We start from the raw sequence: 23,104 nt of genomic DNA on the forward strand, positions 1-23,104 counted from the left end.
ATCGTGCCAGCCGCCACCGACAACTTCCCCTGCGGACCGAGGGATAGGAACGGCGATCTTCGGCCGTTTCCGGATGCCCGCCCAGGAACACCTCCGAGCATCTGCCGCCACCCTGGGCTTGGACTTTTCGGGGCGAACCCATGGACGTTCACGATGCGGACGGCACGGGGTCTTCTCGTCGCCATCCGCCTTCACTACCGTCCCGGCCGAACCACCCAATGGATCGCAGGAGAACCATTGGCCGTCGACTGGGAGGTCGAGCTTGTCACCGGACATTTCACGCAGGCGGATGATCGCGCTCGGAGCGGGCGCCGTGGGCGCCGCCGCGGCCGGGTCGCTGCTGCCCCCGTCGCTGCAGGCCGCGCTCGCCGCCGCACCTCCTTCGGGCGGGCTGCGGGCGGTCAGGCATGTGGTGATCCTGATGCAGGAGAACCGTTCTTTCGACCACTACTTCGGAACGCTGCGCGGCGTACGCGGCTTCGGGGACCGCAACGCCATCGAACTTCCCTCCGGGAAGCCGGTCTTCGAGCAGCCCGGGCCGCTGCACACCGTGCTCCCCTTCCCTGTCCGCGACGCCGCCGAGGCGCAGAAGAAGGACCTTCAGTACATCGGCGACCTCGACCACTCCTGGGGCGGCGGGGCCAAGGCCTGGCACGACGGGTGGATGGACGGCTGGATCTCCGCGAAGACCGCCGCCACCATGGCCTACTACGACCGGGGCGACCTGCCGCTGCACTACGAGCTGGCGGACACGTTCACCATCTGCGACGCCTACCACTCCTCGGTCCACACGTCGACGAGCCCGAACCGCAACCATCTGTGGAGCGGCTGGACCGGTTACGAGGCCGACGGCAGCCGGGCCGTGACGAACGCCGCGTACGCCGAGGGCAGCCACCCCGGCTACCCCTGGCCCACCTACGCGGAGCGTCTGGAGAAGGCCGGCCGCACCTGGAAGACGTACCAGGAGTGGGAGAACTTCACCGACAACAACATCGAGTTCTTCACCACCTTCAAGAAGATCGCGCGCAAGGCGCTGGCGAAGGCCGGCGACTTCACCTACATGGAGGCCTTCTACGCGAAGGTGCGCGACAGCGAGGACGCCGCCGAACGCGCGCGGCTGCTCGCGGCCCTCGAAGAGGGCGTGGCGACGCTGACGAGGAGCGAGCGGTCGCTCTTCGAGCGGGGGCTGCGGCGCGGCGGGACCGGCAGCCTCGCCGAGCAGTTCCGGGCCGATGTCGCCGCCGGCACACTCCCCGCGGTGTCCTACCTGGTGCCGTCCGCGATCGACTCCGAGCACCCCGGCTCCTCGTCGCCCATCGCGTCCGCCTCCCTTGTCTACAAGGTGCTCGACGCGCTCGGCTCGCACCCCGATGTGTGGCGGCACACCGTAGTCCTCATCAACTACGACGAGAACGACGGCTTCTTCGACCACGTTCCGCCGCCCGTGCCGCCCGCCGACAACACGGACGAGCGCTGGAAGGGACTGCCGACCGGGCTCGGTGTCCGCGTGCCGATGCTGGTCGTCTCGCCCTGGTCGGTGGGCGGTTACGTCTGCTCCGAGGTCTTCGATCACACCTCGGTGATCCGGCTCCTCGAAGAGTGGACAGGCATAGAGGAGCCCAACATCACGCCGTGGCGGCGCGCCGTCACCGGCGATCTGACCTCCGCCTTCGACTTCGGGCGCGGAAGGCCGCAGCCGGAGGTGGAGCGGCCGGGGGAGATACCGCCGTTCTCGGGACGCTGGCGGCCCGTGCCGCCCGCCGTCCAGCACATGCCCGTCCAGGAACAGGGGACCCGGCCCGCGCGGCCCCTGCCGTACCAGCCCGACGCACAGGGCCGGATCGAGGGCGATGCCTTCACGGTGGCGCTGAGCAACAGCGGGCGGGCGAGCGCGCACTTCGCGCTCTATCCGTACGCCGGTGAGTTTCCCGTTCCGCAGCACAAGGATGTAAGGGGCAAGGCGCAGTGGTCGGTACCCCTTACCGGGGACGCCTACCGCTTCACGATCACCGGGCCGAACGGTTTCCGCCGTGAGTTCGCCGGAAGTGCGCAGGGCGGCGCCGAGGTCTCCTCGTACATCGATCACCACGACCGCGATCTGCACCTCACTCTGCGCAATGAGGGCACCAAGCCGGTCACCTTCATCCTCCGCCCGCTGGGCTACGTCGACGAGGCCGACCTCGACGACTGGACCCGCCGGGTCACCGTCAAGGCGGGCCGCAGCCGCACCGTCGTGCACTCGGCCGCCGACGCGCACGGCTGGTACGACGTAGAGGTGACCGCCGACGTGGGCACCGGCTTCCGCCGCCGACTGATGGGGCACATCGAGAACGGTCGCGCGAGCGTCTCGGGCTGAGCCCCGGAAGGAAGCCGCGGAAGGAAGCCGAGGAAGGGGCTGGGGGGAGAGGCTGAGGGAGACGTTGAGAGAGGGCGTACGCCAGGGGCGCGCGGGGGCACCGGGCCCATGACCCGGACCCCGCGCATCACTGTGAGTAAGCCCACGAAAAGGGTAATCGATCACCATAGGCTGTCAGAATGCCCCTTAGCAGGTGATGAGTTCTTTGCGGGCTGTTCCCGGTCAAAGATCAACGAACCCCCCAGGGAGCAACTCCGGTGGCAGCCATCGCCCGCTGGTGCGTCAGGCACCGACTCGTCACCGTTCTGCTGTGGCTCATCGCCCTCGGCGGCACCGCAGCCGCGGCGAGCGTGGCCGGAGCGGCGTACTCCAACGACTACGAGGTCCCCGGCACCGAGTCCGGCCGTGCCACCGCCCTCCTTCAAGAGGGCTTCCACGACCACGGCGGCGACAGCGACACCGTCGTCTGGCACACCGACCGTGGCAGCGTCCGCGCGGCCGGTGTCGAGCACCGCCTGTCCGAGATGCTCCGCGACGTCGTGAAGCTGGACGGGATCGCGTCCGTCACCAGCCCGTACGGCAACGAGGGCGCCGCGCAGATCAGCGCCGACGGACACACCGCGTACGCCACCGTCGTCTTCGACGAGGCGGCCGACGACATCCCCGAGGCACAGGTGACAGCCGTCGTCGCCACCGCCAAGGCGGCCCAGGGCGACGGGGTCCGGGTCGAGCTCGGCGGCAGCGCCATCGCCCTCACCGAAGCCTCCGGCGGGCATCTGGCCGAGATCGTCGGCGTGGCCGTCGCCGCCGTCGTCCTCTTCCTCGCCTTCGGATCGCTCGCCGCCAGCGTGCTGCCCATCGCCACCGCTCTGGTGTCGGTCGGCACGGCATACGCGGGCATCGTTCTGCTCGGGCATGTGATGACCGTCGCCGACTTCGCGCCGATGCTCGGCATGCTCATCGGTCTTGGCGTCGGCATCGACTACGCACTGTTCATCGTCACGAGGCACCGCAAGGGGCTCGGACAGGGACTGCCCGTGGCCGAGGCGGCCCGCAACGCCGTCGCCACCACCGGGCGCGCCGTCGTCTTCGCCGGCGCCACCGTCTGCATCGCCCTGCTCGGCATGCTCATCCTGCGCCTCGGCTTCCTCAACGGTGTCGCGATCGCCGCATCCCTCACCGTCGTGCTCACCGTGGCCGCCTCCGTGACCCTGCTGCCCGCGCTGCTCTCCTGCATCGGGATGCGGGCGCTGTCCCGGCGCGAACGGCGCCGGCTGATCGAGCACGGTCCGCGGCCCGAGCTGCCGACCGGCTTCGCCGCCCGCTGGTCCGCCTTCGTGGAGCGGCACCCGAAGCTCCTGGGCGCGGTCGCCGCGGTGGTCATGCTCCTCTTGGCACTGCCGACGTTCTCTCTGCGTCTTGGCACCTCGGACCAGGGCAACGCTCCTGTCTCCGCCACCACCCGCCAGGCCTACGACCTGCTGGCGCAGGGCTTCGGGCCCGGCGCGAACGGGCCGCTGACCCTCGTCGCCGGCCTCGAGGGCGCCGACGAGCGGCTCGCCATGGACAAGCTGCCCGACGCTCTGAGGGGTGCCGAGGGCATCGAGTCGGTCGGCCCGGTCACATACAACGGCAGCGGCGACACGGCGGTGCTCACCGTCGTCCCCAAGTCCGCACCGCAGTCGCAGTCGACCAGCGACCTGGTCGACCACCTGCGCCAGGACGTCCTGCCCGCCGCCCGGAACGGAACCTCCATGGAGGTGCACGTCGGCGGTCCGACCGCGAGCTACGACGACTTCGCCGAGATCATCGTCGGCAAGCTCCCGCTCTTCGTGGGCGTCGTCATAGCGCTCGGCTGTCTGCTCCTGCTGCTGGCCTTCCGTTCGGTGGGCATCCCCCTGAAGGCCGCCGCGATGAACGTCGCCGCCGTCGCCTCCTCCTTCGGGATCGTTGTCGCGATCTTCCAGTGGGGCTGGGGGAGCGAGCTGCTGGGTCTGGGCAGCGCGGGCCCGATCGAGCCTTTCCTGCCGGTGATCATGATCTCGGTCCTCTTCGGGCTCTCCATGGACTACCAGGTCTTCCTGGTCAGCCGGATGTACGAGGAGTGGCTGGAGACCGGCGACAACCGGCGGGCGGTACGGGTCGGCCTCGCCGAGACCAGCCGTGTGATCAACTCCGCGGCCGTGATCATGATTTCGGTCTTCCTCGCCTTCGTCCTCAGCGGTGACCGCGTCATCGCCATGTTCGGCATCGCGCTCGCGGCGGCCGTCGCCCTGGACGCCTTCGTCCTGCGCACCCTGCTGGTGCCCGCGCTCATGCACATGCTGGGCGGCGCGAACTGGTGGCTGCCGCGCTGGCTGGACCGCCGGCTGCCGCGCATCAGTATTGAACCGCCCGGCCACCGCCCGCATGCGAAGATCCGTGGGCAGCGCGCGAGCGAGGAAGAGCAGCTCGTGCCGTAACGGGCCGGAGGAAGAACGATGTTCGCTATATCGCTGGGCGACGACGGAGCGGAAGTGCGTCCCCTGGAGCCGTGGCGCGCCGAGGAGTTCCTCGCCCACATGGACCGTGGCCGGGAGTACATCGGCCGGTACGTCGGGCTCCCCACCGTCGTCACGGACCTCGAATCGTCGCGCGCTTTCCTCCAGGCGTACGCGAACAAGCAGGCCGCGGACGCGGGCCGGGTCTACGGCATCTGGCTGGACGGGAAGCTCGTCGGCGGGGTGATGTTCCGGATCTTCGACACGGCGGAGGGCAACTGCGAGGCCGGCTGCTGGCTGGAGCCGGCCGTCGCGGGCCGCGGCCTGGTCACGCGCGCCGTACAGGTGCTGATCGACTGGGCCGTGGAGGAGCGCGGGATGCACCGGGTCGAATGGCACGTGTCCTCCGCGAACGCCGCGAGCATCAAGGTCGCCGAGCGGCTGGGGATGAGGCGGGACGGGGTGCTGCGGGAGAGCTATCCGTACGGGGGCGTACGGCACGACATGGAGGTCTGGTCGGTGCTGGCTCCCGAGTGGCGGGAACGGTCGCAGGCCGGCCGTTAAGGGGACTCTCATACAGGCCGCCTAGCGTGCGGCGCATGAAGACCAGCGAGACCAAGAAGACCACCGACGTGACCGACAAGGCGGACCTGCCCGACAAGGCCACCGAGCCCGCAGACCCGGTCGAGCCGTCCGGATCGGCCGTGTCCGCCGAACCGGCTGAATCCACCGACTCGACCGACTCGACCGAATCCGCTGCGCCTGCCGAACCTGCGGCGTCCGAGGCCGACGGGCACGGTGCCGGAGAGACGACAACGGCAAGGGACGTGGAGGCGCCACGCGGCGCCGCCTCCGGCCTCGGGGCCGCCGCCGCGGGCGTCGTCGCCGCCGGTCTCGGCGTGGTCGCCCTCAGCGGGAGCTGGGTCGGGAAGATCGCTGCCGAGCGGCAGACCCTGATCGGCCAGATCGAGACCTCGCAGGGCGGCACACCCGCCCAGCAGATCGCCGCGATCTACGGCGACGCCTGGCACACCACCGCGATGGTCAACGGCATCTTCGCGCTGGTTGCGCTGGTCGTCGGCCTGGCAGTGCTGGCCTGGCCGCAGAAGGCCGGCTGGGTACGGGCCTTCGCCGTGGCGGGAGTCGTGCTCGGCGTCCTTGGGCTGATCGTCTCCGCCGGCATGTACTTCGACTTCCTCCTGGAGGTACCCAGCACCGGTGCCACTCCGGGTGCCGGAACCGGATCCTAGACACCCTGGCTCCGCGCCCTGCCCTGCCCTGCCCTGCCCTCCCCGCCCACCGGTGCCCGGCCCCGGAATCCTGTGGTGCCCGTGCCCGGCGGGTGCTGGAATGCGCGGATGGATCACGACGAGGTACTCATGCTGTTCGACCGCCAGATGCGGCAGCGCACCCCCACCCGTACCCGTGCCGACGGTTCCGGGGCGCGGGTCGAACGGGTCGGTGACGTGGTGCGGCAGGTCGGTGCCGACGGCGACTGGAACGGCGTCGTCTGGTCCGGTCTGGACCCGGCCACGGCGGACGCGGCGATCGCGGAGCAGGTGCGGTATTTCTCCTCACAGGGGCGCGAGTTCGAGTGGAAGCTGTACTCCTACGACCGCCCCGACGACCTCGGCGAACGGCTGCGGGCGGCCGGGTTCGTGGCGGAGCCGGAGGAGACCGTGATGGTCGCCGAGGTCCGTGGTCTTCGCACCGCCGTCGACCTGCCCGAGGGCGTAGAGCTGCGGCCGGTGACCGGCCCGGCGGGTGTGGAACTGGTGGCGGACGTGCATGAGCAGGCGTTCGGCACGAGCAGCGCCCGGCTGCGGGAGCAGTTGCTCGCGCAGCTGACGCAGACGCCGGAGACGGTCACGATGGTCGTCGCGACGGCGGACGATCTGCCGGTCTGCGCGGCGCGTATGGAGCTGCACCCGGGCACGGAGTTCGCGAGCCTGTGGGGCGGCGGCACCCTGCCCGCCTGGCGGGGACGGGGTATCTACCGGGCCCTGATCGCCCACCGGGCCGGTATCGCCGCCGAGAGGGGCATCCGCTACCTCCAGGTCGACGCCTCCAGCCAGAGCTGGCCGATTCTGCGGCGGCTGGGGTTCACCCCGCTGAGCACCACCACGCCGTACGTGTACGGGCCCTAGGTGGCCGCCCCGGACGTATCCCTAGTCCGCCGGCCTTCGTGCGCAGGGGGCCTTAGGCCCCGGTCCTCCGCAGGGCGGTTGCGTCTAAGGCCCCCGCCGCCGCGAAGATGCGGCACTCTCCCGATGTGGCAGGGGCCCCTGGGAAGCGAGAGTTGAGGCATCGCAGGAAGCGATGAAGACCTCACCACCAGGGAGTACGAAATGTTCGAGAACGAGATCCGGATCCGTCAGGCCGAGATGATCCGTGAGGCCGACACCCACCGTCTCGCGCGGCAGGTGCGCCAGGCCCGCCGTTCCGCCAGAAGGTCCGCCAAGAACGCAGGGGAGGACCGGGTGAGTACGGCGGCGGACAGCGCCCGCTTCGCCCGCGCCGCGTAAACCGGCGGACTCGGTGAACCCGACAGACCCGGCGGAAGCGGCGTGATGACCGTTGTTCCGATCAAGGGTGCCGCGTTGTCGGACCCCTGTGCGATGCTCGGCGACGTGGAGACCAGGTCTGTAAGCCCCGTGTTCGTCGGCCGCGCCGGCGAACTGACCGCGCTCACCCATGCGATCGCCCGCGCCGCTTCCGGCGATCCGCAGGCATTGCTCGTCGGCGGTGAGGCCGGAGTCGGCAAGACCCGGCTCGTGGAGGAGCTGATCAACGAGGCCTGCCGCGGCGATGCTGTCGTCGCGGTCGGCGGATGTGTGGAGATCGGCGCGGACGGACTGCCGTTCGCGCCCTTCTCCACGGCCCTGCGTACTCTGCACCGCCAGCTGCCGAAGGAACTGGCCGCGGCCGCCGCGGGCCAGGAGGACGAGCTGGCGCGGCTGTTGCCCGAACTGGGCGACACACCCCGTGGAGAGCACAGCCGGCACGACGAGGAAGGCATGGCGCGCCTCTTCGAGCTCACCGCGCGTCTGCTGGAGCGGATCGCCGCAGACCGCACGGTGGTCCTGGTGCTCGAGGACATGCACTGGGCCGACACCTCCACCCGCCATCTCCTCGCCTATCTCTTCCGCACACTGCGCCGCGGCTGTCTCGTCGTGATCGCGACCTACCGCTCCGACGACGTCCACCGGCGCCACCCACTGCGGCCCTTCCTCGCCGAACTCGACCGGATGCGCTCCGTCCAGCGCATCGAGCTGACCCGGTTCAACCGCGGCGAGGTCCGTCGCCAGATGGCCGGGATCCTTGCCGCCGAACCGGAACCGGCCATGGTGGACCGGGTCTTCGAGCGCTCCGACGGCAATGCCTTCTTCGTCGAGGAGCTCGCCTGCAGCTTCGCCGACAACTGCGCCAACGGCCTGCCCGACTCCCTGCGCGACATCCTTCTCGTACGCATCGAGGCACTGCCGGAGGACGTCCAGCGGGTGGCGCGGATCGTCGCGGAGGGCGGCTCGACCGTCGAGTACGGACTGCTGTGCGCCGTCGCCGGGCTGCCCGAGGACGACCTCATCGAGGCGCTGCGGTCCGCCGTGGGCGCCAACATCCTGCTGGCCACGCCGGACGGGGGCGGCTATCGCTTCCGGCACTCCCTGGCGCGCGAGGCCGTCAGCGACGATCTGCTGCCCGGCGAACGCTCCCGGCTCAACCGCCGTTTCGCCGAGGCACTGGAGGCAGCCCCCACGCTCGTACGGGAGGACGAGCGCGCGATGCGCCTCGCCACGTACTGGTACCACGCGCACGATGCGGCCAAGGCGCTGCCCGCCGTGCTGAGCGCCTCGGTCGAGGCGCGCCGACGGCACGCCTACGCCGAGCAACTGCGGCTGCTCGGCCGGGCGATGGAGCTGTGGGACAGCGCGCCGGACGACGTGCGGGCCGCGCTGCGCCCCGTCGACCACGCGGAGATCTACCCGCCCTGCGGCTGTGATTCCGCCACCACGCCGCTGCGCTATCTCGATCTGATGGCGGAGGCGTCCGTCGCCGGCCGGCTCTGCGGTGAGCGCGAAAGCGCGCTGAAGATAGCCAAGCGGGCGCAGCGCCTGGCGGAGTCGGAGGGCGACCCGCTGCGCGCGGCCTGGTTCTCGGTCCAGCGCTCCCGGCTGGTTTCGTCCCTGGGGCGCGGCGACGGCTGGGCGGAGCTGGAGACCGCGCAGCAGCTGGTGCGCGGACTGCCGCCGTCCGCCGTCCACGCCGAGGTGCTCGCCGAGGCGGCCGGATGGGGCATGGTGCACGATCCCGGCCCGGGGAGCCTGGAGACGGCCGAGCGCGCCGTGGAGTACGCGCGCATGGTCGGCGAGGAGGACACCGAGCTGCGCGCCCGCCTCACGCTCGGCAGCCTCATGGCCGACGCGGGCGACGTCGAGGGCGGGCTCGCCGAGATGTATGCGGTCAAGGAGCGGGTCATCGCACTCGATCTGGCCGCACACGTGGGTCGCACCCATGTGAATCTGCCGTCCGTGCTCGAGGGGGTGGGCCGCTCGCTGGAGGCGGTGGACATTCTTGCCCAGGGCATCGAACTCTCCCGCGCATACGGCCTGTTGGACACTGAGGCCTGGGTCTGCACCAATCTGTCCGAGGCGTACGGGTCGCTCGGTCGCTGGGACGAAATGGCCGAGGCGGCGGAGCGGGCGCAGCGCATCGCGCTCAGCCCCAAACCACGCGGGTACGCCACCAGTCGGCTCGCCTTCCTGTCGCTGGCCCGCGGCGACACGGCGAGGGCGGCCGAGTATCTGGAGGCCGCACACACCCACTTCGGGTCCAACGACCCGATGCCGCAGACCTTCCTGCCCCTCCACACACTGGCGCTGGGCGTTGCCGTGGCACAGGGGCGTGTGCTGGACGCCCGGGCGGAGTTCGAGCGGGCGGCGACGGCGGGCTTCCCGCCGGGTACCCAGCGGTACGCCTGGCCACTGCTGCGCGCCGCCGCCGCGCTGGAGGCCGATACGCGTGGTCTGCCCGCCGCGGAGGCGGGCCGCGCCGAGGCACTGGAGCGGATCCGCAAGGTGGCCAGGACCGTGGTCACCGCGGTTCCGGTGTGGCTGGCCCATGAGCAGTGGGTCCGCGCGGAGCTGCTGCGCGCCGGAGGCGAGGACACGGCAGTCGACTGGGCTGAGGCGGGTGCCGCGTTCGCGCCGCTGGACCGCCCCTACGACCTGGCGAGAGTCCGTCACCGCTGGGCGGAGGCCTTGCTGCAGTCGGGCACGGGCGCCCCGAACCGCGCGCAGGCCGCCGAACTACTGCGCCAGGCCCAGGACACGGCCGTTCGGCTGGGCGCCCGCCCGCTGGCCGAGGACATCGCCCTGCTCGCCCAGCGTGCCCGCATCTCCCTGACCGCCGACTCCGCGCCCCTGTCCTGCCCGTCGTCCGACTCCGGCCCTGCCCTCGGACTGACCCCGCGCGAAGAGGACGTACTGCGCCTGGTCGCTGCGGGCCGCAGTAACCGCCAGATCGCCGAGGAGCTCTACATCTCCCCGAAGACGGCGAGCGTCCATGTCTCCAACATCCTGGCCAAACTCGGCGTCTCGGGCCGTGGCGAGGCGGCGGCCCTGGCCCACCGGCTGAGGCTGTTCCCGGACGCGGTGAGCGAGGCGACGGCCTGACGTCAGGAGGCCCGACCACGCCGGGTCGCCGTGCCCGCACCTTGGCCCGGCACCTGGTCGGCGCCGTCGTCCGGTATCTGGTCCGGGCCCTCGTTCCGTACCTGGCCCGGTACCTCGTCCGGCACGTGGTCCGCGCCGTCGTCCGGTATCTGGTCCGCGCCCTCGTCCCGTACCTCGTCCGGCACCGGGTCCCGGCCCACGTCCGGGCCGTCGTCCCCGGGGAGCTTGCCCGGGCCGCCGGCCGGGTTCTCCTTCGGTGGGCGGATCGAGACCTTGCCCGAGGTCAGGTCTATCGGGCCGCGGCTCGGGTCGTTGTCGCCCGTGTCGGACCTCGTCAGCGCCAGGCGGTTCCGCTCCTCATCGGTATGTCTGCGGCCCGGCGCAAAGAACTCGTCGAAAGCGTTGAACACAGGCTGCTCACCCCTTACTTCACCTCCAGCTGGAGGATCTTGTCGTCCCCCGGCTCGGGTGTGCCCCGGGTGTCCGTCTCGCTGGTGACGAGCCAGACCTTGTCGCCGCCCGCGGACAGGACCGTGCGCAGGCGCCCGTGCTTCTCTTCGAGGAACGCCTGGGGCTCCGCCAAGGGTTCCGCACCCGCCAGAGGAATTCGCCAGAGCCGCTTGCCCTGCAGCGCCGCCATCCAGATCGACCCCTCGGCGTAGGCGATTCCGCTCGGCGAGGCCTCCGACGTACGCCACTCCGCCACCGGATCCACGAAGCCCGCCTTGCCGCCCTTGCCCTCCACCTCCGGCCAGCCGTAGTTCTTGCCGGGCTCAATGAGATTGAGCTCGTCCCACGTCTCCTGGCCGAACTCCGCCGCCCACAGCCGCTTCTCGGAGTCCCAGGCGATTCCCTGCACATTGCGGTGGCCGTAGGAGTAGACGACCGAGTCGGCCTCCGGATTGCCGTGCACCGGCTGGCCGTCCGGGGTCATCCGCAGGATCTTGCCGCCCAGTGACTTCTTGTCCTGCGCGAGCCCCGTCTCACCCGTCTCGCCCGTGCCCGCGTAGAGCATCTTGTCCGGGCCGAACGCGATCCTCCCTCCGTTGTGGATGACGCCCTTGGGGATGCCCCTCAGGATCGTGTCCGGGGCGCCCAACTGCTGCCCGGCCGGCTTCTCCTCGCCGTACAGCATGCGGGCGATGCGGTTGTCCGACTCGGTGGTGAAGTACGCGTACACCTGATGGTCCGAGGCGAACGAGGGAGAGACGGCCAGACCCAGCAGCCCGCCCTCGCCCGCAGGCGAGACCCCGGGCACCGAGCCGATCACGGTCTTCTTGCCGCTCTCCACGTCGACCCGGCTGATGGTCCCCTCGTCGCGCGAGCCGACCAGCAGATCGCCGTCGGGCAGCGCGGCCACACCCCACGGCGACTTGAGATTCTCGGTCAGCGTGGACACCACCTTCACCGAGCCCTTGGCGGGCGGCCCGGTGGGGCTCGGAGCACCGCCCGTCCCGGAGGCGGGGGCGGAGGGGGCCGGGGCGGTGGACGTCGCCCCTTCCTGATCCGCCGGATCCTTCCCGTCGCCGGACGAGCACCCGGCGACGAGCACCAGCACGGCAGCGGCCAACACGGCCGTCACAGCAGGACGTTGCACAGTTCTGATCCCTTCGACGGCGGCTTGAGCTGCCTGACTACTGTTCTTACACCGCCCGCGTGCTCCAGGTTCCCGATCCTCCGAGAAGATCCTGGAGGCAACCGACGCCTCAGTCCCACGAACCCCGCGCCGGCGGCAGCCGCGCAATCTCCGCCACGTCGTACGCCGTCAGCTCCACTTCCGCGGCCCCCGCGTTCTGAACCGCCCACTCCTCCCGCTTCGCCCCCGGTACCGGCACCACGTTCCGCCCCCGCCCCAGCACCCATGCCAGCGCCACCCGCGCCGGAGTCGTCCCCGGCCCGTGCTGCTGTGCGATCCGCCGCAGCCCGGCCACCACCGGCTGGTTCGCCGCCATCATCTCGGCCGTGAACCGCGGGTGCCGCGCCCGCACGTCCTCCGGCTCGAAGCCCTGGCCGGGCGTGAGCGTCCCCGTCAGGAACCCGTTCCCCAGCGGCATCGCCGCCAGGAACCCCACTCCGCGCGCCTCGCACCACGGCAGCAGCCGCTCCAGCGCCTCCGGCGACCACACCGACAGCTCGGCCTGTACCGCGCTGACCGGGAACACCTGCTGTACCCGCTCCAGCTGCCGGATCGTTCCCTCGTGCAGATGTGCCCCTGAGCGGCGCGAAGCGCGTGCCCCCACCGCGCACATCCCGAGCGCCCGCACTTTCCCGGCGCCCACCAGCTCCGCCATCGCGCCCCAGGTCTCCTCGACCGGAACCTCCGGATCCGGCCGGTGCAGCTGATACAGGTCGATCACATCGGTCTGCAGCCGGCGCAGCGAGGCGTCGCAGGCCCGCTTCACATACCCGGGCCGCCCATTGGCCACCACATGCTGTTCGCCCACGAGCAGCCCGACCTTCGTCGATACGAAGGCGTCGCTGCGCCGCTCCTTGAGGACCCGGCCGAGCAGCAGCTCATTGGTGAACGGCCCGTACATGTCGGCCGTGTCCAGCAGGCTGGAGCCGGCGTCGAGCGCGGCGTGCACCGTCCTCAGCGACCGGTCCCCGCGCTGCTGCGAGCTGCTGTATGCCCAGCTCATCGGCATACAGCCCAGCCCGATCGCGCCCACTTCGAGAGCCGCCGCACCGATTGTCCTGCGCTCCAACTGCCCGTACCCCTCCTTTGGCCGCTCCCCAAACTAACCAATGCGGACCGCGGCCCTTCGCATAGCCTCCTGACCATGACTGCAGACGTGTGGCTCCCGTTTCCGGCCGACGAGATCGAAGGGCTCCCCGCCCCCGCGGACTCGGGTCTCAACTACCTCTTCTGGGACGGCGGTCCGGACTTTCCCGCCGACCCCGCCGACTGTGTCTTCTATGCCGTTCCGTATATGAAGGGCACAGAGGTCGCGGTGCGCCCGCTGGCCGCGATGACGTCCGTAGCTGTTGTCCAGACCCTCTCCGCCGGGATCGACCATGTGGAGCCGGGGCTCGGCTCACTGCCCGCCGGCGTACGCCTGTGCAATGCCAAGGGCGTCCACGAGGCGTCCACCGCCGAGCTCACCATTGCCCTGATCCTTGCTTCGCTGCGCGGCATCCCCGGCTTCGTGCGCGGTCAGGACAGGGAGGAGTGGCGGTCCGGCTTCTACCCGGCGCTCGCCGACAAGTCGGTGCTCATCGTCGGGTACGGATCGATCGGCGCCGCCATCGAGGACCGGCTCGCACCCTTCGAGTGCGCGCGGGTGGCGCGCGTCGCGCGCTCTGCACGCGCTACGGAGCGCGGCGAAGTGCGCGCACTCGCCGATCTGCCTGCCCTGCTCCCGGACGCGGATGTCGTCATCCTCTCCACGCCGCTCACGGAGCAGACGAAGGGCCTGGTGAACGCCGGTTTCCTGGCCCGGATGAAGGACGGGGCGCTGCTGGTGAATGTTGCGCGCGGCCCGGTCGTCGACACGAAGGCCCTGCTCGCGGCGGTGGAGACCGGACGCATCACCGCTGCCCTCGATGTCACCGACCCGGAGCCACTGCCCGCAGGACACCCCCTGTGGCACTCCCCGGGCGTCCTCATCAGCCCCCATGTGGGCGGCTCCACCTCGGCGTTCATGCCGCGCGCCAAGCGACTGCTCGCCGGACAGCTCAGCCGGTTCGCCGCGAAGGAGCCGCTGCGCAACGTGGTGCTGACGACCGGTTAGAGGCCCGCCCGCGGGACCGTCCCGGGCGCCCGCTCTGGGCCCTCCCCGGGCTGTTCGGGAACTCTTCGAAGTCACCCGGATGCACCGCGTGCCGACAACGCTGCCAACCGTCACGCAGAGTAGAGGGACTATGTCCCTAAGTGACGATACTGGTGTATCGTCCCGACCTGGGGGCTGCACTGAGGCAAGGGGCGTCGCTGGGGTGCGGCCTGACTGCCGATCAGACTTCGAGGGGGGCGATGGGCGATGCACGGCCAATGGACCAACGATCCGACGCGGCGAGGCCGCCGACGGCGACTCTCGCGCGCTCCGATGCGCAGACCCGATCCGCTGACGGTCACGCCGACGGCGGTGCTGCCCGAGGCTGCTCAGTGAGCGCCCCGGGGGCCCTCATGGCCCGGCAGGCGGTCCCCAAAAGCGGTAGGGCCGACGGCAGCAAGGTGAGTGGTGGCATGGGCGGGGTGAGCAGTACGGGAGTGCTTTCGCGGCTCGTCCTCGGGTTCGTCTGCGGGGCCTACGGAGTAGGCGCGGCCCTCGGTTGGGGATCGCCGGAACTGGCCCTGATCATGGGCGACTTCGGACTCAGTGCCGCAGCCATGATCGCCGCTGTTTCCTGCTTCCTCTACGCCCGTGCGAAGGAGAGCCGCTTTCGGCCTGCCTGGCTGCTGTTCGCGGTCTCCTCGGCCATGGCCTCCGGAGGCAACGCCGTCTGGGGGTGGTACGAGGTCGTGCTGGACCGCGACGTCCCCAGTCCCTCCATCGCCGACCTGTTCTTCCTCTGCTTCGCGCCGCCCGCCATCGTCGGACTCCTCGTCCTCGCCAAACGCCCGGTCACCAGAGCGGGCTGGGTCTGTCTCGCACTGGACGCCTGGCTGATCGGCGGCTCGCTGCTGACCCTCTCCTGGAGCCTCGCCCTCGCGCACACCGCCCGGGTGCAGGGCGAGAGCGTGGCTCCGGCGGCCCTTTCCCTCGCCTATCCGCTGCTGGACATCGTGCTGGTCAGCATGGTGCTCGCGCTGCACTTCCGGCGCTCGGCCACCAACCGCTCCGCGATCAACACCGCCATCGCCGCACTCGCGCTGACCGTGCTGTGCGACGCCCTGTTCACCTCGCCCCTGCTGCGGGAGAGCTACCGCTCGGGCCAGTTGCTGGACGCCGGCTGGTTCGCCGGTTCACTGCTGCTCGCGTACGCCCCCTGGGGTGCGCGGCGTACGGTCGAGACCGCGCGGCCACCGCGAGGTGGCGGACCGCGCCACCCGTCCCGCCCCGTCGCGGGTTCACTCGCCGCTCTCACGCCGTATCTCGCCGCCGCAGTCTGCACGCTCGGCATCCTCTACAACGTGATCGAGGGCCGCCGCGTCGACCGTGTCGTCGTCCTCACCGGCTGCACCGTGGTCCTCGCCCTGGTCGTACGGCAGGGCATCATGCTCCTCGACAACATCGCGCTCACCCATGAGCTGGCGCAGAAGGAGAACCACTTCCGTTCCCTCGTGCAGGGCTCCAGCGATGTCATCATGATCGCCGCGCCCTCCGGGATACTGCGGTACGTCAGCCCCGCGGCCGCCGGGGTCTACGGACGCGATGCCGAAGAGCTCATCGGCTCCGAGCTGGCCTCGCTCATCCATCCGGAGGACCTCGGCCGCGTGGTCCACGAAGTGCGCCGGTTCCTGGCCGCTCCTCCCGCCGAGGAGCCCACCACCCGCATCGAGTGCCGTTTCAGGTCCGGCGGTGGCGACTGGCTCAATGTGGAGTCCACGGTCAACCGCCACCAGGGCGGCCTGATCTTCAACAGCCGGGACGTCACCGAACGGGTCCGTCTCCAGGCGCAGCTCCAGCACAACGCCGAGCACGACCCGCTCACCGACCTGCCCAACCGCGCCCTGTTCACCGAACGGGTCCGCCAGGCCCTCACCGGCCGCCGCGCGGGCGATCAGGGCACCGCCGTGCTCTTCATCGACCTCGACGGTTTCAAGGGGGTCAACGACCGCCTCGGCCACCAGGCCGGCGACGAGCTGCTGATCCAGGCGGCGCGCCGCCTGGCGGAGTCGGTACGCGCCGGGGACACCGCGGCCCGGCTCGGCGGCGACGAGTTCGCCGCCCTCATCGTCGGCGACGGCAGCCGCGACCGCTCCGCCCGCGAGTACCAGGTCCACGAGATCGCCGACCGGCTGCGGCTGACCCTCTCCCAGCCGTACCGCGTCGACGGCAACGAAGTGCGGGTGGCCGCCTCCATCGGGGTGGCCTTCGCCGAGCCGGCCATCACCCCCACCGATCTGATGCGCAACGCCGACCTTGCCATGTACCGCGCCAAGGCCGCGGGCAAGGACCGCGTCGAGCTGTACGCACCGCAGATGCAGGCCGAGGTGGTGCGCCGTACGGAACTGGCCGCCCGGCTGCGCAGCGCCCTGCACGAGGGTGAATTCGCGCTGCTCCACCAGCCCGTGGTGAGCCTGACCACCGGCCGGATCTCCGCAGTCGCCGCCCAGGCCCGCTGGCGCTCCGCCCAGGGCATCCTGTTCACCCCGGCCGAATTCCTGCGGGTCGCCGAGGACAGCGACCGCACCGCCGAGCTCGGCCGTTGGCTGATCGAGGAAGCCGTGGAACAGGCAGCGGAGCGGGCCAGGCTGGGCCACCGGACGCCCGTGTCGGTCCGTCTGTCGGCCCGACGTCTGCTGGACAAGTCCCTGCCGCTCGGCTCCATCGAGGCCCTGCTCACCCTGCACGGGCTGCCGTCCGGCGCTCTCGTCATCGAGCTCGCCGACAGCGACCCGAGGATCTCCTTCGACGATCTGGAGCAGCGTCTGGTCGCGCTGCGCAGACTCGGCGTACGGATCGCGCTGGACGGTTTCGGCAGCGGATACGCCGCTATCAACGCCCTGCGCAGACTCCCCGTGGACGTACTGAAACTGGACAGAGGTCTGGTGGAGGGCGTGGTCGAGTCCGCCCGGCTGCACAAGATCACCGCGGGACTGCTGCGGATCGCCTGCGACCTCGGCATGCAGTCCGTGGCGGACGGGGTGGACCTGCCCGAGCAGGTGCTCGCCCTGCGGGCCATGGGATGTACGCACGGCCAGGGCATGGCATTCTCCGGGCCGCTGGACGAGTACCGGCTGCGCCGCGCCCTGGTGCGCGACGAGTACCCGGTGCCGGGCGGGATCGCCCTGCCCGCCCTGTCGGGTGGCGTTTTCCCTGCGCGCAATGGCTCAAATAATGAGACGCGCGTCCCACCCACTTGACAGTCATGGCCCGTCGGCGGGAGGGTCAGTGCCATGCGCACCCGAATTCTCGTACTTGGAAAGCGCGTCGGCTGAGCAGGGCCGCACGAAGGCCCTGCGGACCCCTCCCGACGCGCTCCCCTCGCTTGCCCCACGGCACGAGGGGTTTTTTGTTGCACTGGACCACCCCAAACCCTCGCAAAAACCCTCAGCTTCGAGAAGAGAATGTCGATGACCGAGCAGGCCACCGGGGCCCACCACCCGCAGCCGCGGGCCCGTAACGGCGGACCGACGTCCGCCACCGTTGAGCACGTCACGGGCGCGCAGTCCCTCATCCGTTCTCTCGAGGAAGTCGGGGCCGACACGGTATTCGGCATTCCGGGAGGCGCCATCCTCCCCGCGTACGACCCGATGATGGACTCCACCAGGGTCCGCCACGTCCTGGTCCGCCACGAGCAGGGCGCGGGCCACGCCGCCACCGGCTACGCCCAGGCCACCGGCAAGGTCGGCGTCTGCATGGCCACCTCGGGACCCGGTGCGACCAACCTGGTCACCCCGATCGCCGACGCCCACATGGACTCCGTCCCGCTGGTCGCGATCACCGGCCAGGTCTCCTCCAAGGCGATTGGCACGGACGCCTTCCAGGAGGCGGACATCGTCGGCATCACCATGCCGATCACCAAGCACAACTTCCTGGTCACCAAGGCCGACGACATCCCGCGGACCATCGCCGAGGCGTTTCACATCGCCTCGACGGGGCGTCCCGGCCCGGTCCTGGTCGACATCGCCAAGGACGCGCTCCAGGCGCAGACCACGTTCAGCTGGCCGCCGCAGCAGGACCTGCCCGGCTACCGCCCGGTCACCAAGCCGCACGCCAAGCAGATCCGCGAGGCCGCCAAGCTCATCGTCCAGGCCAAGCGGCCTGTGCTGTACGTCGGCGGCGGCGTCATGAAGGCCGGCGCCACCGCCGAGCTGAAGGTCCTGGCCGAGCTGACCCAAGCGCCCGTCACCACCACACTGATGGCGCTCGGCTCCTTCCCCGACAGCCACCCGCTGCACGTGGGAATGCCCGGCATGCACGGTGCGGTCACCGCCGTCACCGCGCTGCAGAAGGCCGACCTGATCGTTGCCCTCGGAGCCCGCTTCGACGACCGCGTCACCGGCAAGCTGGACAGCTTCGCCCCGTACGCAAAGATCGTCCACGCCGACATCGACCCGGCCGAGATCGGCAAGAACCGCACCGCGGACGTCCCGATCGTCGGTGACGCCCGCGAGGTCATCGCCGACCTGGTCCAGGCCGTCCAGGCCGAGCACAGCGAGGGCCACACCGGCGACTACAGCGCCTGGTGGAAGGACCTCAGCCGCTGGCGCGACACCTACCCGCTCGGCTACACCCAGCCGGACGACGGCAGCCTCTCCCCGCAGCAGGTCATCCAGCGCATCGGTGAGCTCGCCCCGGCAGACACCATCTACGCCGCGGGCGTCGGCCAGCACCAGATGTGGGCCGCCCACTTCATCAACTACGAGCAGCCGTCCACCTGGCTGAACTCCGGCGGCGCCGGGACGATGGGGTACGCGGTCCCGGCCGCGATGGGCGCCAAGGCCGGCATGCCGGACCGTACGGTCTGGGCGATCGACGGCGACGGCTGTTTCCAGATGACCAACCAGGAACTCACCACCTGCGCGCTCAACAACATCCCGATCAAGGTCGCGATCATCAACAACGGCGCGCTCGGGATGGTCCGCCAGTGGCAGACCCTGTTCTACAACCAGCGCTACTCCAGCACCGTCCTGCATGCCGACGACACGGGTCACCACGTGGCCGGCTCCCAGGTCGGCGCGAGCACCACGGCGCGCCAGGGCACCCGGGTCCCGGACTTCGTCAAGCTGTCCGAGGCCATGGGCTGCCACGCACTGCGCTGCGAGTCCCCGGACGACCTGGACAAGGTCATCGCCGAGGCCAACGCCGTCAACGACCGTCCCGTCGTGATCGACTTCATCGTCCACGAGGACGCCCAGGTCTGGCCGATGGTCGCCGCAGGCACCTCCAACGACGAGGTCATGGCGGCGCGTGGCGTCCGCCCCGACTTCGGCGACAACGAAGACGACTGAGTCAGAGAGTCCGAGAGAAGACCGAGAGAGACCGACACATGTCCAAGCACACACTCTCCGTCCTGGTCGAGAACACGCCGGGCATCCTCGCCAGGATCGCCGCGCTGTTCTCCCGCCGCGGCTTCAACATCGACTCGCTCGCCGTCGGTGTCACCGAGCACCCCGACATCTCCCGCATCACCATCGTGGTCAATGTCGAGGACCTGCCCCTGGAGCAGGTGACCAAGCAGCTCAACAAGCTGGTCAACGTTCTGAAGATCGTCGAACTCGAGCCCGGCGCTGCGATCCAGCGCGAGCTCGTGCTGGTGAAGGTCCGCGCGGACAACGAGACCCGCTCCCAGATCGTCGAGATCGTCCAGCTGTTCCGCGCCAAGACCGTGGACGTCTCTCCCGAGGCAGTCACCATCGAGGCCACCGGTTCGAGTGACAAGCTCGAGGCGATGCTCAAGATGCTGGAGCAGTTCGGCATCAAGGAGCTCGTCCAGTCCGGGACGATCGCCATAGGACGCGGCGCCCGGTCCATCACGGACCGGTCCCTGCGGGCCCTCGACCGTTCCGCGTAGCGAGACGGGCGAACCTCCCATCCCTCCCCGCCGTACGGTGGGACGCAACACCAGCACTCCAAGGAGATATCCCAGTGGCCGAGCTGTTCTACGACGACGACGCCGACCTGTCCATCATCCAGAACCGCAAGGTCGCGGTCATCGGTTACGGCAGCCAGGGCCACGCCCACGCGCTGTCGCTCCGTGACTCGGGTGTCGACGTCCGGGTCGGTCTGCACGAGGGCTCGAAGTCCAAGGCCAAGGCCGAGGAGCAGGGCTTGCGGGTGGTGACTCCGGCCGAAGCCGCCGCCGAGGCCGACGTCATCATGATCCTCATCCCGGACCCGATCCAGGCCCAGGTCTACGAGGAGTCCATCAAGGGCAACCTGAAGGACGGCGACGCGCTGTTCTTCGCCCACGGTTTCAACATCCGCTTCGGCTTCATCAAGGTCCCGGCCGGTGTGGACGTCGCCCTCGTCGCTCCCAAGGGTCCGGGCCACCTCGTCCGCCGTCAGTACGAAGAGGGCCGCGGCGTCCCGGCGATCGCAGCCGTCGAGCAGGACGCCTCCGGCAACGCGTTCGACCTGGCTCTCTCGTACGCGAAGGCCATCGGTGGCACCCGCGCCGGCGTCATCAAGACGACCTTCACCGAGGAGACCGAGACCGACCTGTTCGGTGAGCAGGCTGTCCTCTGCGGTGGCGCGTCGGCGCTGGTCAAGGCGGGCTTCGAGACCCTCACCGAGGCCGGCTACCAGCCGGAGATCGCGTACTTCGAGTGCCTCCACGAGCTGAAGCTGATCGTGGACCTGATGTACGAGGGCGGCCTGGAGAAGATGCGCTGGTCGGTCTCCGAGACCGCCGAGTGGGGCGACTACATCACCGGCCCCCGCATCATCACGGACCAGACCAAGGCCGAGATGAAGAAGGTTCTCGCCGAGATCCAGGACGGCACGTTCGCCAAGAACTGGATGGACGAGTACCACGGCGGTCTGAAGAAGTACGACGAGTACAAGAAGCAGGACGAGAACCACCTGCTGGAGACCACCGGCAAGGAGCTGCGCAAGCTCATGAGCTGGGTCGACAACGACGAGGCGTAAGCCTGTGTGCCAGGGGGCCCGGGCCGTGTCCCGGCCCCCTGGCACCGTGCCCCGCCGAGCTCGACCGCTTCTCCACTCCGTCCAGCCACGGACGAGTGATCCTGCCATCGAGGCGCAAGACCGACCCGGTGGCACCACTACACTGCTCAACACATACGCGTCAGGCCCACAGTGTCGTGCGTCTTCCACGCGGCTAGCCCCCTCCACCGCCTGCGGCCGTCGGGACGGCCGTCCGCAATGGACTAGTGAGGACTCACGTGAGCTCGAAACCTGTCGTACTCATCGCTGAAGAGCTGTCGCCCGCCACCGTCGACGCACTGGGCCCGGACTTCGAGATCCGGCACTGCAACGGCGCCGATCGCGCGGAGCTGCTCCCCGCCATCGCCGATGCCGACGCGATCCTCGTCCGCTCCGCCACCAAGGTCGACGCGGAGGCCATCGCCGCCGCCAAGAAGCTGCGGGTCGTCGCCCGCGCGGGTGTCGGTCTGGACAATGTCGACGTCTCCGCCGCCACCAAGGCCGGCGTGATGGTCGTCAACGCGCCGACGTCCAACATCGTCACCGCCGCCGAGCTCGCCTGTGGTCTGCTCGTCGCCACCGCGCGCAATATCCCGCAGGCCAACACCGCCCTCAAGAACGGCGAGTGGAAGCGCTCCAAGTACACCGGTGTCGAGCTGAGCGAGAAGACCCTCGGTGTCGTCGGCCTCGGCCGCATCGGCGTGCTGGTCGCGCAGCGCATGTCGGCCTTCGGTATGAAGATCGTCGCGTACGACCCCTACGTACAGCCGGCGCGTGCCGCGCAGATGGGCGTCAAGCTGCTCTCGCTGGACGAGCTGCTCGAGGTCTCTGACTTCATCACCGTCCACCTCCCCAAGACCCCCGAGACGCTCGGCCTGATCGGTGACGAGGCGCTGCACAAGGTCCAGCCGCACGTCCGGATCGTCAATGCCGCGCGCGGTGGGATCGTCGACGAGGAGGCGCTGGCCTCCGCGCTCAAGGAGGGCCGGGTCGCCGGCGCGGGCCTCGATGTGTACGCGAAGGAGCCCTGCACGGACTCCCCGCTCTTCGAGTTCGACCAGGTCGTCTGCACCCCGCACCTCGGCGCGTCCACGGACGAGGCGCAGGAGAAGGCCGGTGTCTCGGTCGCCCGTTCGGTGCGTCTCGCCCTCGCCGGTGAGCTGGTGCCCGACGCGGTCAACGTCCAGGGCGGGGTCATCGCCGAGGACGTACGCCCGGGTCTGCCGCTCGCCGAGAAGCTCGGCCGGATCTTCACCGCACTGGCGGGCGAGGTCGCGGTCCGCCTCGACGTCGAGGTGTACGGCGAGATCACCCAGCACGATGTGAAGGTGCTCGAACTGTCCGCGCTGAAGGGTGTGTTCGAGGACGTCGTCGACGAGACCGTGAGCTATGTCAACGCCCCGCTGTTCGCGCAGGAGCGCGGCGTAGAGGTGCGGCTGACGACCAGCTCGGAGTCCCCGGACCACCGCAACGTCGTCACCGTGCGCGGCACGCTCTCGGGCGGCGAGGAGGTCGCGGTCTCCGGCACGCTGGCCGGCCCCAAGCACCTTCAGAAGATCGTCGCGATCGGCGACTACGACATCGACCTGGCGCTCGCCGACCACATGGTCGTGCTGCGCTACAGCGACCGCCCGGGTGTGGTCGGCACGGTCGGCCGGATCCTCGGCGAAGCCGGTCTGAACATCGCGGGCATGCAGGTCTCGCGCGCGGAGGAGGGTGGCGAGGCGGTCGTCGTGCTGACGGTGGACGACACCGTGCCGCCGGCGGTCCTCGCGGAGATCGCCGACGAGATCGGCGCGACCTCGGCGCGGACGGTCAACCTCACCGACTGAGCCCGACTGAGCCCGACTGAGCCCGACCGAGCCCGGTCACTCTTTCCCA

General features: G+C 70.2%; 16 protein-coding genes. 13 read left to right on the forward strand and 3 right to left on the reverse strand.

Features of this window, described 5'->3' with window-relative positions:
* The first annotated feature begins 262 nt into the window (after nt 1–262).
* The 7 genes from OG883_RS06425 to OG883_RS06455 all read left to right on the forward strand — a co-directional run bounded on the left by OG883_RS06425 (nt 263) and on the right by OG883_RS06455 (nt 10,508).
* Nucleotides 263–2,356: a phosphocholine-specific phospholipase C gene (locus OG883_RS06425; protein WP_266536184.1), complete on the forward strand. Its 2,094-nt coding sequence runs from the start codon at nt 263–265 to the stop codon at nt 2,354–2,356.
* A 257-nt stretch (nt 2,357–2,613) separates the two neighbouring features.
* Nucleotides 2,614–4,818 carry an MMPL family transporter gene (locus OG883_RS06430; RefSeq protein ID WP_266536185.1) on the forward strand — a complete coding sequence of 735 codons (2,205 nt, stop codon included), beginning with the start codon at nt 2,614–2,616 and terminating at the stop codon, nt 4,816–4,818.
* A gap of 18 nt (nt 4,819–4,836) precedes the next feature.
* Entirely contained in the window at nt 4,837–5,400 is a 564-nt protein-coding gene (locus OG883_RS06435; protein WP_266536188.1) for a GNAT family N-acetyltransferase, read from the forward strand.
* 35 nt (nt 5,401–5,435) lie between these two features.
* Nucleotides 5,436–6,086 carry a hypothetical protein gene (locus OG883_RS06440; RefSeq protein WP_266536191.1) on the forward strand — a complete coding sequence of 217 codons (651 nt, stop codon included), beginning with the start codon at nt 5,436–5,438 and terminating at the stop codon, nt 6,084–6,086.
* A gap of 108 nt (nt 6,087–6,194) precedes the next feature.
* Complete coding sequence (locus tag OG883_RS06445) at nt 6,195–6,983, forward strand: GNAT family N-acetyltransferase (RefSeq protein WP_266536194.1); 789 nt, start codon at nt 6,195–6,197, stop codon at nt 6,981–6,983.
* Between the two features lie 201 nt (nt 6,984–7,184).
* On the forward strand, nt 7,185–7,361 hold the full coding sequence (locus OG883_RS06450) for a hypothetical protein (protein ID WP_266536197.1): 177 nt from the start codon (nt 7,185–7,187) through the stop codon (nt 7,359–7,361).
* A gap of 45 nt (nt 7,362–7,406) precedes the next feature.
* Entirely contained in the window at nt 7,407–10,508 is a 3,102-nt protein-coding gene (locus OG883_RS06455) for a helix-turn-helix transcriptional regulator (RefSeq protein ID WP_266536200.1), read from the forward strand.
* Nucleotides 10,509–10,510: 2 nt separating this feature from the next.
* Here the strand turns inward: OG883_RS06455 and OG883_RS46750 are convergent, their stop codons facing one another.
* The 3 genes from OG883_RS46750 to OG883_RS06470 form a co-directional block, all read right to left on the reverse strand.
* Nucleotides 10,511–10,918, reverse strand: a complete 408-nt coding sequence (locus OG883_RS46750) for a DUF6191 domain-containing protein (RefSeq protein ID WP_323180886.1) — start codon at nt 10,916–10,918, stop codon at nt 10,511–10,513.
* Between the two features lie 14 nt (nt 10,919–10,932).
* On the reverse strand, nt 10,933–12,090 hold the full coding sequence (locus tag OG883_RS06465; RefSeq protein WP_266536202.1) for a sorbosone dehydrogenase family protein: 1,158 nt from the start codon (nt 12,088–12,090) through the stop codon (nt 10,933–10,935).
* 124 nt (nt 12,091–12,214) lie between these two features.
* Nucleotides 12,215–13,213, reverse strand: a complete 999-nt coding sequence (locus OG883_RS06470) for an aldo/keto reductase (RefSeq protein WP_266536204.1) — start codon at nt 13,211–13,213, stop codon at nt 12,215–12,217.
* A 75-nt stretch (nt 13,214–13,288) separates the two neighbouring features.
* Here OG883_RS06470 and OG883_RS06475 point away from each other — a divergent pair, with 75 nt between their 5' ends.
* The 6 genes from OG883_RS06475 to serA all read left to right on the forward strand — a co-directional run bounded on the left by OG883_RS06475 (nt 13,289) and on the right by serA (nt 23,055).
* Nucleotides 13,289–14,239: a 2-hydroxyacid dehydrogenase gene (locus OG883_RS06475; RefSeq protein ID WP_266536206.1), complete on the forward strand. Its 951-nt coding sequence runs from the start codon at nt 13,289–13,291 to the stop codon at nt 14,237–14,239.
* Nucleotides 14,240–14,691: 452 nt separating this feature from the next.
* Nucleotides 14,692–17,475 (forward strand): bifunctional diguanylate cyclase/phosphodiesterase, encoded by a 2,784-nt coding sequence (locus tag OG883_RS06480; protein ID WP_266536209.1) that lies wholly within the window; start codon nt 14,692–14,694, stop codon nt 17,473–17,475.
* Nucleotides 17,476–17,679: 204 nt separating this feature from the next.
* Nucleotides 17,680–19,566 (forward strand): acetolactate synthase large subunit, encoded by a 1,887-nt coding sequence (locus OG883_RS06485; protein WP_266536212.1) that lies wholly within the window; start codon nt 17,680–17,682, stop codon nt 19,564–19,566.
* 38 nt (nt 19,567–19,604) lie between these two features.
* Nucleotides 19,605–20,129 (forward strand): acetolactate synthase small subunit, encoded by a 525-nt coding sequence (gene ilvN, locus OG883_RS06490; RefSeq protein WP_071263920.1) that lies wholly within the window; start codon nt 19,605–19,607, stop codon nt 20,127–20,129.
* A 74-nt stretch (nt 20,130–20,203) separates the two neighbouring features.
* Complete coding sequence (ilvC, locus tag OG883_RS06495) at nt 20,204–21,205, forward strand: ketol-acid reductoisomerase (protein ID WP_266536219.1); 1,002 nt, start codon at nt 20,204–20,206, stop codon at nt 21,203–21,205.
* Between the two features lie 257 nt (nt 21,206–21,462).
* Complete coding sequence (gene serA, locus OG883_RS06500; RefSeq protein ID WP_266536222.1) at nt 21,463–23,055, forward strand: phosphoglycerate dehydrogenase; 1,593 nt, start codon at nt 21,463–21,465, stop codon at nt 23,053–23,055.
* Nucleotides 23,056–23,104 lie beyond the last annotated feature (49 nt).

This window comes from Streptomyces sp. NBC_01142, assembly GCF_026341125.1.
Classification (GTDB): domain Bacteria; phylum Actinomycetota; class Actinomycetes; order Streptomycetales; family Streptomycetaceae; genus Streptomyces.

What these genes read in the sequence shown, in the direction of transcription:
- OG883_RS06435 (WP_266536188.1), top strand. Translation starts at nt 4,837, where the DNA reads ATGTTCGCTATATCGCTGGGCGACGACGGAGCGGAAGTGCGTCCCCTG.
- OG883_RS06440 (WP_266536191.1), top strand. Translation starts at nt 5,436, where the DNA reads ATGAAGACCAGCGAGACCAAGAAGACCACCGACGTGACCGACAAGGCG.
- OG883_RS06445 (WP_266536194.1), top strand. Translation starts at nt 6,195, where the DNA reads ATGGATCACGACGAGGTACTCATGCTGTTCGACCGCCAGATGCGGCAG.
- OG883_RS06450 (WP_266536197.1), top strand. Translation starts at nt 7,185, where the DNA reads ATGTTCGAGAACGAGATCCGGATCCGTCAGGCCGAGATGATCCGTGAG.
- OG883_RS06455 (WP_266536200.1), top strand. Translation starts at nt 7,407, where the DNA reads ATGACCGTTGTTCCGATCAAGGGTGCCGCGTTGTCGGACCCCTGTGCG.
- OG883_RS06475 (WP_266536206.1), top strand. Translation starts at nt 13,289, where the DNA reads ATGACTGCAGACGTGTGGCTCCCGTTTCCGGCCGACGAGATCGAAGGG.
- OG883_RS06480 (WP_266536209.1), top strand. Translation starts at nt 14,692, where the DNA reads ATGGGCGGGGTGAGCAGTACGGGAGTGCTTTCGCGGCTCGTCCTCGGG.
- OG883_RS06485 (WP_266536212.1), top strand. Translation starts at nt 17,680, where the DNA reads ATGTCGATGACCGAGCAGGCCACCGGGGCCCACCACCCGCAGCCGCGG.
- ilvN (WP_071263920.1), top strand. Translation starts at nt 19,605, where the DNA reads ATGTCCAAGCACACACTCTCCGTCCTGGTCGAGAACACGCCGGGCATC.